Source organism: Myroides sp. N17-2 (assembly GCF_002286775.1).
GTDB lineage: Bacteria > Bacteroidota > Bacteroidia > Flavobacteriales > Flavobacteriaceae > Flavobacterium.
This window is the reverse complement of the sequence record NZ_NSGJ01000045.1, coordinates 1-15,369: the sequence shown is the minus strand read 5'-3', so window position 1 is coordinate 15,369 and position 15,369 is coordinate 1. Positions and strand designations below refer to the sequence as shown.

The window sequence follows — 15,369 nt, the reverse complement described above, 5'->3', positions numbered from 1 at the left end:
ACCACCTTCCTCATTTAGTTAATTAAAATACTAAGAATATTTCAAAAAAACCTACTTTATAGTTAAAAATAATAGAAAAAAGTGAACCAAATAAACAACTCACATTTAGTGAATTAAAGCCCAAATACAACCTCGTAATATGTGAACTAATTCTACTGATTCAGATTACATTATTAGTCTCCCTTCCCAATTCTTGCTGAATATGAGCACAATTCTCCCTAGAATAGGCAATTTCAGCAACTATACTTCACTAATTGGGCAAGCTATGGGCACTTATCTTAGATAGAAAAGAGTTCACAACTAATACTTCAGTATTTTGTGTTTAAAAACAACAAAACACTATACTACAATTAGATAGTAACAGATAAGAAAGAAATGAATTAGAGACAACAATACTGTTGTACCTATAACTTTAAATAATTAGTATTTACCCTAGAAGAAGAAATAAGGGATGCTAATAGTCCTAACACTACTATAGAGCTAAATACGACTATTATATTCACCCAATTAAAAGAGACCGGGTAAGCTAGACCTTCACGGATAGAGATAAACCCGAAAGCAACTTGTAACGATACAAAAGCTACTCCAAGTATTAATCCAATAAGACTACCTACTATACAGATAATCATTCCTTGGAATAAGAATATCTTGCGAAGATCGTTTACAGGAACACCGATTTGGTTCAGTGTTTTAATATTCGGCTGTTTCTCTAAAATAATCATAATCATTGCCCCTACTAATGTAAACAACGCCATAATCACTACTAATACGAATATTAAATAAACGACTAAGTTCTCCATATTAAGCATACGGTAAAGCCCATCGTTTAACTGTGTTTTATTTTTTATGATATACTGATCACCTAGTACATCTTTAATTTTCTGAACTGCTGTACTTTCAGACACACCATCTGCTATAGCTAGCTCGATATTAGTCACCTCATTAAGAGGCACATTCAGTAGTTCACGTGCGTTATCGATATCGACAAACACATATTTATTATCTAGATCATCATTACCTAGCACATAGACTCCCGTAGGCCATAAATGCTTCTTAATAAATGCTTCCTCAGGATTTTCTATTGCTCCTTTACCAGGCTTAAGCGCCACAGCTTCGAAGAGATTCTCCGTATCAAAAAGCCCCATCGACAGTAAATATGACATACCTATACCTACCACAGCTTCATCTGTATCCGGCTCCAACCAATTACCATACTCGATCTTCTCATCAAAGTCAGTAACATTCGTAAAGTCAGAGTCAATTCCTTTAATAGTAGATACAGCTTGTTTATCTTTAAATGTGAATAGAAGGCGGTCTTCCACCACCTTCGCTACTCCCTTAAAGTAACCTGATTCTTCTAGGTCTAGGATTTGCCTATCCTCGACTACAAAGCTTTTACCCTTAGGGGTAAAAACTTTTAAATCTGGATCTAAATCATCGACGAAAGAAAGACTGTAATCCTTTAACCCACTGAATACCGATAACACGATAAACATGGCCATAGCACTAACTACAATACCCACAGAGGCTATTGCTGTAATAACGTTAATCGCCTTGCTTTTACTCTTGCTGAAGGCATAACGCTTGGCTATGTATAAGGAAAACTTCAATCTATTTTTTCTTTCTCTTTTCTAATAACTCACGATTAATGATCGGGTTCTCCTCACATTTAAGCGCTTGGTCGATTTGATCGATATACTCTAAACTGTCATCTACGAAAAACATCAAGTCTGGCACCTTTCTCATCTGGTGTTTTACTCGTTGTGATAATTCGTGTTTAATAATTGGAGCATTTGATTTAATACCTTTAAGTAGTTCTTCTCCTTTATTGATAGGGAATATACTTAAGTACACTCTTGCTACTGATAAATCACTAGTAATATTCACTTTAGAAACCGAAATAACTAGGTTAGTTATCCCGTTCTTGCGCACCTCTCCTTGCAAGATATCTACGATATCTTTTTGCAATAGGGCTCCCATCTTCTTTTGTCTATTAGTTTCCATAGTGCAAAAATACAATTTTTTAAATAGTAAACTTTTTTATCTTTGTTACACAACCAAAAAACACTAAGAAATGCGCAAAATAGAACACATCGGTATCGCTGTTAAAGACCTTGAAGCCTCTAACTCTTTATTCGAAAAGTTATTTGGAACCCCTGCTTATAAAGAAGAAGCTGTAGAAAGCGAGGGAGTAAAAACTTCTTTCTTCATGAATGGCCCTAATAAAATAGAACTTTTAGAAGCGACTAACCCTGATAGCCCAATAGCAAAGTTCATCGAAAAGAAAGGCGAGGGCATACATCATATTGCTTTTGACGTAGAAGATATCGAGGCTGAGATAAAAAGATTAACGGCTGAAGGATTCACTATATTAAATGAAACTCCTAAAAAAGGTGCTGATAATAAATTAGTTGCCTTCTTACACCCTAAAAGCACGAATGGAGTACTAATAGAATTGTGTCAAGAAATTAAATAATTTCTTGCGATTCTCTTGCAAGTACCAATAAAATACCATAATATTGCACCCGTTAAACACGATTTAACTGGTCCTATAACTCAGCTGGTTAGAGTAGCTGACTCATAATCAGCAAGTCCCTGGTTCGAGCCCAGGTGGGACCACCACGAAATTTTACGCTCATAGGAGCGGTCCTATAACTCAGCTGGTTAGAGTAACTGACTCATAATCAGTAAGTCCCTGGTTCGAGCCCAGGTGGGACCACTAAAATTTCAGAGAAGCATCTATTGTAAAATAGGTGCTTTTTTTTTGCCCTTTTTTCACCTTTTTTTTCATCAGTACAACAAAAGTACAACAATTTGTTTTACCCTATAAAGATAGTAAAGTTTTCATTCTTTTGCTCTTATCTACCTATCCAACAGAATTATAAGTTTAAAAATATTAGCTTTCTTCGAAGAAAGCTTAAAAATTAAAAGAGAAGATGTTCTTAATCTTAAGTAACAGCCAAAGAGAGACTGTAAATGCCATCCTCCTTTTAACATTGAAACGCTTCATTATATTGCATTTAGTTATATTTCAAATCTTAACTAATAACAATACACTATGAATACTTTAATTGAAACTCCGTTTTTTTTCTTTCATCAGAAGTTAGATAAATTTAGATCGATTACTTTATCTAAGAAGTTCACTTACATAATTGCACCACTACTACCAATATTATCATTGATTGTATCGTTAGCTCTTTTACCATATTTCTATAACTTATCTAAGTGGTATATACTTTTACCTTTGAGCGCATTAATTTACTCAGTACTATTATTGACCGCATCGATTAACTTTCTTAAAGGACAAAACATTTTCTTAATCAGTCATCTAAACTTGATATACAGACAGTCTTTTAAATCATTTGAAGGATCTACAGAATATCTACTAACACTTCCTGTTGAAAAGATAATTACAATCAACACTGTTCCTATTGAAAAAGAAAAAAAGCAGAATAAGGATAATGTGTTTACTTTCAGTAGCACACATGACACTATCATTAATGAAACTTTATATCAATTAAAAAAAGAAATCATTAATGATGATACAACGGTTGAAGATTTTAAAAGAGCGATAACATCTTGCATTAACAAAGAAATGGATAACGCTGAACCATTTATTAAATTAGAACTTCAATCCCAACATTGTGCAATGTTTTTGGAATCGTTCTTTATTCCATTTGTTCAATTATTTACGCTGCATAAAACCACACTTAAAAAAAGCTGTCGTTACTTTCAATATGCAACAGCAGATAATTACACGCCTATTAACTATGATTCTATAAATAAAAAGGGAAGAAAACTAATTACAAATGCGCATAAAGAAACTTATGCTAAAATCTTAGAAAACGTAAAAAGTCAGTTATCTAAAAAAACATTCTAAAACCTTAAATTAAATGTCAGTTCGCTGACAAATACCCGTTTCAGATAGCTTCATTCAAATAGTTTAGCGTCATAATTCAAAAAACATTTATTATGACAACGCTAAAAATCATCCAAGAGCTTAACGAGATTAAGCTAATGATTACAAAAGGTAATCAGTTTCAGAAAGAGATCTTTACTATTAAGGATCTAATGGCATATACTGGTTTTTCAGACAGTACTATTCACAAGTTAACTTCTAAGAATTTAATCCCTCATCACAAACCAACCAATGGCACACTATTCTTTGATCGCCTTGAAATAATTGAGTGGATTAAAAAGTACAAAGTCTTTACAGACGAAGAAGTACTATCACAATTTTCAAAACAGTTAAAAAGATAAAAGCATTGATAGTAGGGCTATCAATGCTCAATTAACTATTTCTATAACTCAAAGAAAAGAGTAGTGAATATAACTACTTCTTTCTGAAAATTGTTTGATATGACTACAACTGCAACAGAATACATTCGAATAGGAACAGATTACTATGCGATAAGAAAGAAGAACGTAAACGGCAAAGAAATCATTGTCGAGCGTAAACTATGGAAAAAGTCAGAAATTATCACTGACTTTGGAAAAGACATGATCAAAGAGTTACCTAAATTCTTTGGATATAAATGTGAACCCAGTCACATTAACTACTCACATTTTATAGGAGATTACTTTAATTCCTACTCTCCTATTCTATACGACATTGATACAACAACTGCATTCTCTTTAGATTCTCTAAGAGAACAGATGCCTGTTACCTATTATTTTCTACATCACATTTTTGGAAATCAATACTTACTTGGAATAGATTACTTCAAAATATTGCTGTTCTACCCTGAACAAATATTACCTATCATAGTACTTGTATCAAGAAATCGTGAAACAGGAAAAACTACGTTTCTAAACTGGATAAAAGAAATCTTTGATAAGAACGCTGTTTTTATCAAGGCCAATGCTTTTACTGAAAAATTCAATAGTGAAATGGATAGTAAGCTTCTCTTGTTAATTGAAGAAGTAAAATCGGACAACAAAGATACCGTTGAAGCTATTAAATACATCTCAACAGCAATGTATCAATCTATCGAATACAAAGGTCAAGAAAAAGTTGAACAGAAATCTTTTCTTAAGATAATTATGACTAGTAATCACGAGCATAACTTTCTAAAGATTGATAAAGAAGAAACAAGGTTTTGGGTTATTAAAGTACCTGTGATTAAAAACAGAAGCAGTGAGTTCTACACAAAGCTTATTAATGAGGTTCCTACTTTTTTAAACTATCTTTATAGAGTTCCGTTCTCTACTGAAAAGAAAACACGAATGTGGTTTACTCCTGAATTAATACATACAGAAGCACTCTACAAACTAAAGAACGATTTAGACCTTCAGAACAAGAACCTGGTTCTTGACATACTTGATATCATTTTTAATGAATTTGATATTGATGAGATAGACACTACTCCATCTGATATTAATGCTCTTCTAAACTATTACAATAGAGGACATAATATCCCAATGCGAGAGATACAGACTATACTTGAAAACATTGCCTCTATACGATCAACTAATTCAAATAATTATGAGCGTATCAAAATAGAGGACAATACTTTAAAACGAATTATTCACAAGGGTAAATACTACAGAATTTTAAAAAACACGCTCATCAATCAGATGACAGATGAGAAATCATTGTAATAGATAGAATATCATCTATTTATAAATATTATACAGTATCAACTGTTTGTCATCTATGACTCATCTGTAATCATCTAAAACGGTATTCTCATAAAGAGATAAACTAACGCAGATGCACAGATGATAAGTAAATGAGATAGAGATATTACATTAAAAACTAAATATCAACCACTTACACCTAAAAACAATAATTATGACCTATCAAGAAGCAAAAAACATATCTCTTATTTCTATTTTAGATAATCTAGGAATAAGACAAGCTAAAATCAATAACAAAGAAGCCTGGTACTATTCTCCTTTTAGAACAGAGAACACTCCCTCATTTCACGTAAGTTTAATTAAAAATGTTTTCTATGATTTTGGGGACAGCACATATAAAGGCAATGCACTAGACTTTGTAATATTGTATTACAAGTGCGATGCAAAAGAAGCTCTTAAAATATTAGCTAGTAATTCCTTTTCTTTTCACCAGCCGCCTTCTAAGATAGATACTTGTGAAAAAAGAAAAGACTATGATATTACAGCTATTAGACCTCTTAGAAATAAATACTTGATACATTATATCAAACAGCGAGGTCTATGCCTTAAAACAGCTCAGAAGTATTGCAAAGAAGTACATTATACTATTGGAGATAAAGCGTATTACGCAATAGGTTTTCAAAATGAACTTGACGGAGTAGAACTAAGAAACAAGTATGTCCAAATATGCTTAGGTTCTAAATCCCTTTCCTATATAAACAATGGTTCAACTACTGTACTTCTATTTGAAGCCTTTATAGACTTCTTGTCTTTTCTTACCCTAAAGCCCGATTTGGAATACAGGTTTGACTACATCATTTTAAACTCAGTTTCTACATTAGATAGCACACTGATAAAACCACCAAACAATTATTTGTACAAAGCTGGAGATAACGAAGTGACGTTTGAGTCAAAATACAAGACCATTATTACTTGTTTAGATAATGACAAAGCTGGAGATAAAGCGACGGATAAATTACTTACTGTATTTCCATTAATTACAAAAGATGCGAGAGTGAGCTATCAAGATTACAAAGATCTCAATGATTATTTACTTAGTATTAACCGCAATGGACTGACGTAAGAATTATCGAGATGTGTCTTTGTCCTTACAAATTGAAAATTTGAATCGGAACAAAGACCATTCGTTTTTCTCCCGAAGGTCGCAAAATTGGTAAGACGATGAATAGAGAACACAAAATAGAATTTAGAGTTACCCTAACAGAATCTCTGCTTATAAAAAACAAAGCAGAGAAAATTGGCTGTAGCATTTCTGAATATTTACGCAGTACAGCTTTGGGGTATTCTATAAGTTATAAACTAACCCAAGATGAGATTGAGGTTTACAAACTACTGAACAAGTTTGCTGATAACTTTAGAAGAATTGGCAACCTTTTTAAACTTGGTGATACTACTGGAGTGAAAGAAACTACCGTTGAAACCGCAAATCTTATTAGAGCCCATCTTCAAAAACTAAAGTAATATGATAGCTAAAGCAAAAACGTGTATTGGAGGAACAGCTCTGTTTAATTATGTAATTAACCCAAACAAAGGCTATGAGCTTGTTAGAAACAATCTTTCGGGGGAAACTCCGAAAGATATGTTTCAAACCATGCAGATTCTGCAAAATCAAAACTCACGCTGTAAAAACAATACAATCTCCGTTGTTATTTCTCCTACTATTGAAGACAGTAAGAAAATGACAGACCAAGATTTGAACAATCTTGTCAATGATTTCTTAGTTGGTTTAAAGTTAGATCCTAAAAATGCGCAATACATCGCTTTTGTTCACACAGAAAAAGAGCATAAACACATTCACATACTAGCTAACCGCATTGATGAAAACGGAAAAGCGTTAAAGGATAATTATATTGGATTTCAAGCGCAACGCATTGCTCATGAAATAGCTTTAAAATATGGTTGGGCTTCTATAAGACAAGAAAACGAAAACAAGAAAGAACAAATGAAGGCTAATCATAAACAAGTAGCTGCATTGATTAAAGAAGCGCATTACCTTGTTTTAAAGGAACACCCTAAAAGTTTACAGCAGTACATTGATATGATGAGAATACATCAAATAGAGGTTAAGCCAAGCATAAACAAGCAAGGGAATATTCAAGGGTATCGATTTATTCATTTACCCACTGAAACAAACCTAAAAGCAAGTGAAGTTGATCGCAATCTAAAACTAAATGAACTGTTTGAAAATAACACACCTAAACGAAGTGATGATTTGTTTCACGTTGTTCTGTTCAAAGAACAAAACAAGCCGATTTCATTTGAGAATTGGAATACCAATACAGCAAGCCTGTTTAGTTTTCTCAATGCTCATCAGTCGATGTACAATGATTATATACAGGATCACAACAAGAAGAAAAAACGAACAATAAGAAGATAATATTATGGCAAAGCATCAACCAACACTTACAGAACTCACTGAGCTACTCTTTAAACAAGTAGTTTACTTGCAAGAAACAATGAAGCAGAATATCGCTCAGCAAACGGAGCTTTCAAACAGAATAAACAGCTTCGAAGTAAAAGTAAACCTATCTGAGCTTCGTAATCTTGAAACTGAAAATAGAGAAAGACTGCAAAATGATTTCACTACATTTCAATCTAAGCTTGTAGATAATAAAGAGGAGCTTTTAAAAATCTATAACGCTATTAGCAACAAGAAAATGCTTTACTTAATTGCTCTTAATGTTTTTCTTCTACTCACAAGTGGATTATCAATGTACATTGCTATAGGTAAATCAATAGATAACTATGATTATAATCAGCTAATAGAAGAGAATAAGAGGTTTGATCTTGAATTAAATCATCTGGATCAGTTCTTTAAAGAGAATCCTAAGAATTTTGAGGTGTATAAGAAGTGGAAAATCACTTCTGAAAACAACACAAAAAAAGCCCTTATAGCACATTGATTTTTAGTTTTATTTTTTATTAATAGTTACACGAAGTTAGGCAATGCCTCGCGGTTCACTAGCAAGAAAACCCCCATAAATGCTTGACTAAAGTCTTCGCTTTATTGCGCCCGTTTCTTGCGCTTGCTAAGCCATTACCAATTGTGGCTCCATAATTAATTTAAAAATTTAATATTATGGAAACTACAGTTTTAAAAACAGATTGGCTTATCGCATCAGAAGTAGAATTAATTTACAAATCAAAAGTAAAGGCTTCGCAAAGACCACACATTACATCTTCTTACAGCGCATATCAAGTAGCACTAACAGCTTGGGATATTAATAAGATTGAATTATTAGAACAGTTTAAAGTACTTATGCTTTCAAACAATAATAAAGTACTTGGAGTATTAGATGCTTCTTCGGGAGGAATAACAGGTACAATAGTAGATTTAAGAATCATCTTCTCAGCTCTTTTAAAAGCTAATGCAGTAGGATTTTTACTTGTACATAATCATCCGTCTGGGTCATTAGTGCCGAGTGATGCTGATAGACAAATTACAAGAAAGATTAAAGAAGCAAGTAAGATACTTGATATTACTCTTTTAGATCATTTAATTATAACCGAGGAGAGTTACTACTCTTTTGCAGATGAAGGCACCTTATAGGTGTCTTTGTTATTTGAAATTGTAAAGATATTTTTACAACTTTAAATCTTTATTCTTTAAGTATGACAATAAAAAAAGAGAACTTTAGTTCTCTTCTTTATTAATATGTTTTGTTATATCAATTATTGGCAAAATAAATCCTTCAAATTCTCCATTATTAAGTTGATTTAATAGTATTCCCCTTACTGTAGAAAAAGATATTGCTGCCAAATTATCTCTTAAAACTTTTTCTATTACATACGAATCCGTATCATTCTCTTTTTCAATCGAATATAAATCTTCAAAATTCTCTATATGATAAATAAATGTAAAAATCAACTCTGCATTTGCAGTTCTAATTTCGCTATTTTCTAATCTTTTATCTATATTTAAACACACATCTACTTTAGAACTTTTCTTTTTGATATTGAAACCAACTTTCACATTAATTTCTAATTCAAATTCAACTTCTAATGATTCAATCTTTTCATGAATACCCTCGATATGTGATAAATCATATTCTGATATATTGCTTTTAGTATTCTTAAAAGCAAGCATCGTTAATTCTTCAGGAATAAAATTTACGTTTTTCATTATGATACATATTTTAAATCATTATTCCAATCGAAAGGTCTATTTGGTTTTTTTGATACTATTTTCTTACCTGTAGAATATACAACTACAAGACTTGTATTATCATCATTATATACTGTTGAACTATTCTTATTTTCAACTTCTTTAATTTTAATACTTGTAGGTACCTCTAATAATTTAACACCTAAAGCAACTTGTAATTTACAAATTGATTTAAGAGTAAAATTATGTTCTCCATGTAACCATTTAGAAACCTCCGAAGGTGTTTTTCCAAGTTTTGAAGCTAGTTCTTTCTGAGTTATTTTTTTCTCTTCAATAGCCTCATTGATACGAACTAACATATCAGTACATAATGAAGTATAATCAACTAGTTCCTTGGGGATATTAGCTAAGGCTTCTTGTACAAATTTGCTTCTCATAATTAATTTTTTTATCTATTTTATAAATAAATACTTGAATCGCCACTATAATTTAGCAATTCATTTTTGGACACAAGTATGTCCCCATCATTAATCGCTTGTTGTATTTTTTTTGAAATAATTTGCGATTCTTGAAATTTCACAGAAAGATCCGGACTATCTTGTGCTGTAAAATCTGTTTTTATACCTCCATTAAATAAAATTAAAATATTATTATTTACTCGATAACAATATAATCGTAATGGAAATAATTCTGCTCCTACTGGAAAAAAAATTTCTTTTATTACTATATCAGTTCTTTTACCTGGTAAAGCAATTGCTTCCCTCTCTTCTCGAAAAAAAGTTTCCAAAGCACTATGTCGTTTGGCTATATCATTTGTTATAAAAGTAAGCAACATTAGCCCTGATTCTTTTATAGTTTCATTTAAATCTTGTAGATATTTTTCGAAAAACAAATCTGCCAAACCCAGCTCCGATCCATCATACAATACAGTATAGATAGTACATTTTTCTCCTTTATACCATTCTTCTATAGTAAAATTACTCATTACTTTTGATTAAAACAGATTCACTTATAAGTGAATTTCAATACAAATATAATCAAATTGAGATAACTCAGTTACTTTTCTTATAATATTTTTATTATAAGTTTTACAACGTGTTATTCAATTCCTTAAGTTCACATTATCCATTACACAGTTTTAATCGCCCTCTAAAAAACTATCACAAATATATAATGTCAAAAATCTTTCATAATTACATGATTGACTTATTAATATCTTTGAGTTCTAAAGATTGACAAAACTTAACCAACCTAATTTTTATAGATATATTATCCTCATTCAAATTAGGATATTTTGAAATAACTCTCTTTTTTAGCAAAGGAAATAAGTAGTCTTTTCTAGCAACAAATTTCAGCATTGGTGTCAATGAACTTTGCATATAATTCATTCTTAACTCATATTCCACTTCAATATTGATGTTTTTATTTTTACCTAATTCTTTAACTATTACATCAATCCGCTTCTTAACTAAAATAGGACACAAAGAAAAAGGCTCCTTCGACGAATCAACTAAGTCAATCCCTTTATACCTAATAGTTTTTACTTCTACGTTAAAATAATCAGCAATAGCACAATAAACAAATAGTTATAACAATAATTCTTCATTTTTTAATTACCAGCCTTTAAAATATAACTTAGCTTCAATAGTAGATAAATCATCAATGGGATCATGAACTATCTCTACAAGACCATCATAATCAATTTCATTGGAATCTACAATCTAATTTCTAGGTGTCAGCCTAAAACTATCGTTATTATAAGCTTACGTTGTATGATAAATTTCTTATAAATCAGTTTTTAGGAAGAAATTACAAACTGCTTCTTTTAACTTTTTATCTAATATCAGAACCTGAATAATATGAAATTTTAAAATTTTTTGCACTTTCAGAAATATATCTTAATAATGATTCTGCATCAGCATCATAACCATTAGTAGACTAATATTCAAGTTCCATTTTTTTCCCAAGTTTCTTGTTTTTCAGCCCATTTTCGAAATGCTGGTATTTTTTTATTTTTCCATTTCTCGATTTTTTCAAATAATGTAGCTGAATTTGTTGCTTTGCATTCAGCGAAAACCACTTTGTCACTATAAATTGCCAATACATCTATTTCGTGTTTTCCGTTGTTTTCATAAATCTCTCTACCTAACTCAATACAATTATTGCTAACTACAGAATGAATATGACCAATAACGAATTCAAACAAAGTCCCTTTTATATTATTTGCAAGCCCCTCATTATATATCAAAACAAATTCTCAAATGCCTGATCAAGCTCATCTCTATTAAAATCCTCTACATAAGCTTCAGTAGTTTTAATAGATTGATGTCCAAAGGCCTGTTTAAGCATGTATAAGTTTACCCCTTTTTTTAATGATAGAGTAGCGAAAGTATGACGAGCTGTATAAAATGTAATCTTTGTTTTAATCCCGCATTCCTTTGCGATTATATCTAATTGCTTATTATAATAATCTCTAACACTACTTTTTCGTGCTCTTAGTTCTTCTTTAGTATATAGTCTTATATCTTTATCCAGGATTGAAAAAATGTAATCTGTATCAAATGGCCTATAGATTCTAAAATAGTTCAGAATAGTATCTAAATCTTTATTCTCTGGTATCTTTACATTAATAGCAACGCCTGTTTTATTTCGAATATAACTAAAGCGATTAGAGTTTATATCATCCCATTTTAATTCAGCGATATCAGTAAAGTTCATTCCTCTACAAAAGAAACTAAATAAATAGGTGTACAACACCTTAGCTCCTTCAGTATTTTCTGAAAAGTCATAATCAAGTAGCAGCTGTAACTCTTCTTTTGTAAGCGCTTTTTTTATCTTGGTTGATTTTAACTTAGAAATCACATAATCTCTAAATGGATAATTCTCCAAAGATGCTATTTTTGATTTAATAGCAGAATTATAAATAGCACGTATATTACGCATATATATACCTATTCCTCCATTTGTACATCCTCTTGATCTTAAGTCTGCTTCAAAGGCTACTAAAAAAGAATAATCAATTTGTGTAAACTCATATTTAATCACCCCTGGCTTAAAACGTTTTAAAGCCTTTAACGAATCATTATATGAACTTGCTGAACTAACTTGACCTGCTTCCTTGAATTGCTCAATCCTATTTTGAAAAAAAGCAACAAATTTTACAATCTCAACCTTCTCTGGTCGAAGTAGAGAATCAAATACTTCAAGTGTAAATTCTTTTTCTTGTTCAATCATCAAGTCCAATACTTTTGACGCATCTTGTTTGAGCGTACTTAGTATTCTATTGGCTTGTAAAAAATTCGCGAACTTAGAGGTAAATTCTCCCACTTTTGCATTCCAAAATTTAGGTGCAGTACTGTAAGGTGTTTTGTAGAATTTAGACCTCCTATTAATAGTAACTCTAAGATTAATTGGGTAAGTTCCATCACTTAATTTTGTCTTTTTTAATACAATTTTTAAACTCGTTTTCATCATAAATAATTTTAAAGTACAACATACGTACAACAAATAAGTACTTATTGTGCAAATAGATGAAACAAAAATATTTTAAAAAATCTATAACTAATTAAAATTCAATGACTTTGAAATATAATGCAATTAAATACAACATTCATTTCTCCGGCTCATAATCAGTAAGTCCCTGGTTCGAGCCCAGGTGGGACCACAAAAGAACCCCTCATTACCTTGGTAGTGAGGGGTTTATTTTTTTTTAGGGAATTGGTTAGGGGACTGCCTTTTACACCTCAACCATAGTTTTTCGAGTTAAGTTTACTTAAAATTAAACATACCTGTCTTTATTCCTACGTAAATATTCTTCGCAAACTCCTCACTAGTACCAGACAACTCCATAAACTTCTTTACTGTTTCTTTCCTATTTCTAATTTTATGATGACCATGTCTAAAATTTATACCTCTTCCACTATTAAAAATTACAACTTTAGCTCCCTCTTTTATTCTCTCGCCTAAAAGTTTCCAAATATATTTATCTGTTTGACCTAATGAACTACCAAAAATATAAATTAAATCTGCTTTCCCTATTAGATTATAACATTCTGTATCAATATTATGTCTCTGATTAGAATTCGCATCATGCTTAATAAACATATCCTCAATTTCTAAATCATGATGAAATTCTATATTCGAAATCTGAGTAATATCATTCACACCCAATATAACTCTTTCGTCAGTATAACCATGTATATGCTTTATTTCTCCTAAATAATACACAACCCTTTCTTTACTGATATTATATCCCCCATTTTTATATCTCACCAATATATTTTCCAAAGTATTAGTATAATTTAAAGTAATAACATCTATTTTCTCATTCTCATTTCTTTCCTTTTTAAACTCTTTAATGTCCAGCATGTCTTTCTGATCCAAATAATCCTCAGAAAAAGACAGATAACGAAACATCTTATCATGATCAAAATTACTTTCATTAAAAAATTCTATTTCCTTCTCTAAATAATTACACAAATTATCAACTAAATCTTCATAAACTTTTTCAAAATCTTCTTTACTCCATTTAATAGAGTATCTACCAAGTGCAATTTCTAAATCAGACCAATTATTACTATCTAAATCGATCTCTTCTTTTAATTTAATTATTACTGGATCTGTATTACCTATCTCTTGATAGTAACTGTAGAAATCGCTATAACTAGTCTTTAATCCAAGATTTAAATCAAATCCATTTCCTAAAATGTGTAATATATTCACTATGCAATTTATTAGAATTCAAAAATACTTATAATTAAAATAAGTTAAAAGGAATTAAAACAACATCCTTATAATGACAAATTAAGACACTTGCATTCTTTTGAAATTTGACTCCCTTTGCACTTGAAAATATTACAAACAAGCGTAAGCTATCGTATTGGTTACTGAAAACTAGGAATCTTCATGACACCCAATTATTCGATAGACTTACGCCCGTGCCTTATATTAGAGTGGGCTAAGTCTTTTGGGTTGTCGCAAACCTCTGATAAGGACATGACCTTAGTTCCACGCTTTTTAATTAACTAAGAATACACACATAAAAACCCACTCCAACTATCCTCTATAACACTGTATAACACTAGAATGATTAAAAGTCACCTCGTAATACTTAGCTTGACCACTAGATACTACCTTTAGATACAGTTTCTTAAACACCATATTTTCTGCGTGCATTCTACCAATATTAAACACGATAGGCTCCTTAAATTTACTGTGATAATCCTTAAGTATAAACTCATCAAACTCCTTAACCGTAAGTATTTGCATCATCTGCATAGCAGGAGGTATAAGTACCTCACGTACTGAGGTAAACTCATAGACATCTATCTTATCTCCCTTTTGATGACTAAAGTGCCATACATCACTAGAGTTCATTGCTTTAAACTCACCCAATCCCTTCTCACTAATATCTATCATAATCGGTTGTTTAATAACAGACTGCGCTTGCATACTTCCTACAGAAAGAACGAATATCAAAAAAACTATAAATCTTCTCATACTATATGAAGTCATCTTGACTTTTTAGTTTTCTGAAATTTCTTTAGTCCTATAACAATAAAAGCCATAAAATTCCACGCCATCCAACTAGAAAGTGTGGTGTCAAACCTATTGAGTAAAGAACG

Annotated in this window: 18 protein-coding genes, 2 tRNA genes and 1 pseudogene; 11 read left to right on the top strand and 10 right to left on the bottom strand. The window is 31.2% G+C overall.

Annotation, left to right across the window (positions count from 1 at the left end; genetic code table 11):
• Positions 1 to 404: 404 nt before the first annotated feature.
• Together CF599_RS16020 and rbfA are read right to left on the bottom strand one after the other, a co-directional pair.
• Positions 405 to 1,610 carry an FtsX-like permease family protein gene (locus CF599_RS16020; RefSeq protein ID WP_121966984.1) on the bottom strand — a complete coding sequence of 402 codons (1,206 nt, stop codon included), beginning with the start codon at positions 1,608 to 1,610 and terminating at the stop codon, positions 405 to 407.
• 1 nt (position 1,611) lies between these two features.
• Positions 1,612 to 2,004: a 30S ribosome-binding factor RbfA gene (gene rbfA, locus CF599_RS16015; RefSeq protein ID WP_121966983.1), complete on the bottom strand. Its 393-nt coding sequence runs from the start codon at positions 2,002 to 2,004 to the stop codon at positions 1,612 to 1,614.
• 70 nt (positions 2,005 to 2,074) lie between these two features.
• Between rbfA and mce the strand changes: the two genes are divergently transcribed.
• From mce to CF599_RS15960, 11 genes are all read left to right on the top strand, one after another.
• Entirely contained in the window at positions 2,075 to 2,476 is a 402-nt protein-coding gene (mce, locus tag CF599_RS16010; RefSeq protein WP_121966982.1) for a methylmalonyl-CoA epimerase, read from the top strand.
• 69 nt (positions 2,477 to 2,545) lie between these two features.
• Positions 2,546 to 2,622: transfer RNA gene (locus CF599_RS16005), tRNA-Ile, on the top strand.
• Positions 2,623 to 2,645: 23 nt separating this feature from the next.
• Positions 2,646 to 2,719, top strand: a tRNA-Ile gene (locus CF599_RS16000).
• Positions 2,720 to 3,244: 525 nt separating this feature from the next.
• Positions 3,245 to 3,880 carry a hypothetical protein gene (locus tag CF599_RS15995; protein WP_254050336.1) on the top strand — a complete coding sequence of 212 codons (636 nt, stop codon included), beginning with the start codon at positions 3,245 to 3,247 and terminating at the stop codon, positions 3,878 to 3,880.
• Between the two features lie 92 nt (positions 3,881 to 3,972).
• Positions 3,973 to 4,260, top strand: coding sequence for an AlpA family transcriptional regulator (locus CF599_RS15990; RefSeq protein WP_121966980.1), 288 nt, complete (start codon positions 3,973 to 3,975; stop codon positions 4,258 to 4,260).
• Positions 4,261 to 4,359: 99 nt separating this feature from the next.
• On the top strand, positions 4,360 to 5,601 hold the full coding sequence (locus CF599_RS15985) for a DUF5906 domain-containing protein (RefSeq protein WP_121966979.1): 1,242 nt from the start codon (positions 4,360 to 4,362) through the stop codon (positions 5,599 to 5,601).
• A gap of 193 nt (positions 5,602 to 5,794) precedes the next feature.
• Positions 5,795 to 6,703 carry a toprim domain-containing protein gene (locus CF599_RS15980; protein WP_121966978.1) on the top strand — a complete coding sequence of 303 codons (909 nt, stop codon included), beginning with the start codon at positions 5,795 to 5,797 and terminating at the stop codon, positions 6,701 to 6,703.
• A 98-nt stretch (positions 6,704 to 6,801) separates the two neighbouring features.
• Positions 6,802 to 7,101, top strand: a complete 300-nt coding sequence (locus tag CF599_RS15975) for a mobilization protein (protein WP_121966977.1) — start codon at positions 6,802 to 6,804, stop codon at positions 7,099 to 7,101.
• A 1-nt stretch (position 7,102) separates the two neighbouring features.
• A complete protein-coding gene (locus CF599_RS15970) occupies positions 7,103 to 8,017 on the top strand; it encodes a relaxase/mobilization nuclease domain-containing protein (protein ID WP_121966976.1) in 915 nt (304 codons plus the stop codon).
• Positions 8,018 to 8,021: 4 nt separating this feature from the next.
• Positions 8,022 to 8,543 (top strand): hypothetical protein, encoded by a 522-nt coding sequence (locus tag CF599_RS15965; RefSeq protein WP_121966975.1) that lies wholly within the window; start codon positions 8,022 to 8,024, stop codon positions 8,541 to 8,543.
• 176 nt (positions 8,544 to 8,719) lie between these two features.
• Positions 8,720 to 9,190, top strand: a complete 471-nt coding sequence (locus CF599_RS15960; RefSeq protein ID WP_121966974.1) for a JAB domain-containing protein — start codon at positions 8,720 to 8,722, stop codon at positions 9,188 to 9,190.
• Between the two features lie 84 nt (positions 9,191 to 9,274).
• Here the strand turns inward: CF599_RS15960 and CF599_RS15955 are convergent, their stop codons facing one another.
• The 8 genes and pseudogenes from CF599_RS15955 to CF599_RS19960 all read right to left on the bottom strand — a co-directional run.
• Positions 9,275 to 9,763, bottom strand: coding sequence for a hypothetical protein (locus CF599_RS15955; protein ID WP_121966973.1), 489 nt, complete (start codon positions 9,761 to 9,763; stop codon positions 9,275 to 9,277).
• Positions 9,763 to 10,182, bottom strand: coding sequence for a helix-turn-helix transcriptional regulator (locus CF599_RS15950; RefSeq protein ID WP_121966972.1), 420 nt, complete (start codon positions 10,180 to 10,182; stop codon positions 9,763 to 9,765). Before CF599_RS15950 ends, CF599_RS15955 begins: the two co-directional genes overlap by 1 nt.
• 20 nt (positions 10,183 to 10,202) lie before the next feature.
• Positions 10,203 to 10,730, bottom strand: coding sequence for a hypothetical protein (locus CF599_RS15945; RefSeq protein ID WP_121966971.1), 528 nt, complete (start codon positions 10,728 to 10,730; stop codon positions 10,203 to 10,205).
• A 960-nt stretch (positions 10,731 to 11,690) separates the two neighbouring features.
• A complete protein-coding gene (locus CF599_RS15935) occupies positions 11,691 to 11,993 on the bottom strand; it encodes a hypothetical protein (protein ID WP_121966969.1) in 303 nt (100 codons plus the stop codon).
• A complete protein-coding gene (locus tag CF599_RS15930; RefSeq protein WP_121966999.1) occupies positions 11,990 to 13,216 on the bottom strand; it encodes a site-specific integrase in 1,227 nt (408 codons plus the stop codon). The genes CF599_RS15935 and CF599_RS15930 overlap by 4 nt, the downstream gene beginning before the upstream one ends.
• A 297-nt stretch (positions 13,217 to 13,513) precedes the next feature.
• Entirely contained in the window at positions 13,514 to 14,467 is a 954-nt protein-coding gene (locus CF599_RS15925; RefSeq protein WP_158221792.1) for an AbiH family protein, read from the bottom strand.
• A 333-nt stretch (positions 14,468 to 14,800) separates the two neighbouring features.
• Positions 14,801 to 15,244, bottom strand: a complete 444-nt coding sequence (locus CF599_RS15920) for a hypothetical protein (RefSeq protein WP_254050335.1) — start codon at positions 15,242 to 15,244, stop codon at positions 14,801 to 14,803.
• An 11-nt stretch (positions 15,245 to 15,255) separates the two neighbouring features.
• Positions 15,256 to 15,369: pseudogene (locus tag CF599_RS19960) on the bottom strand (IS5/IS1182 family transposase); the annotation flags it as partial.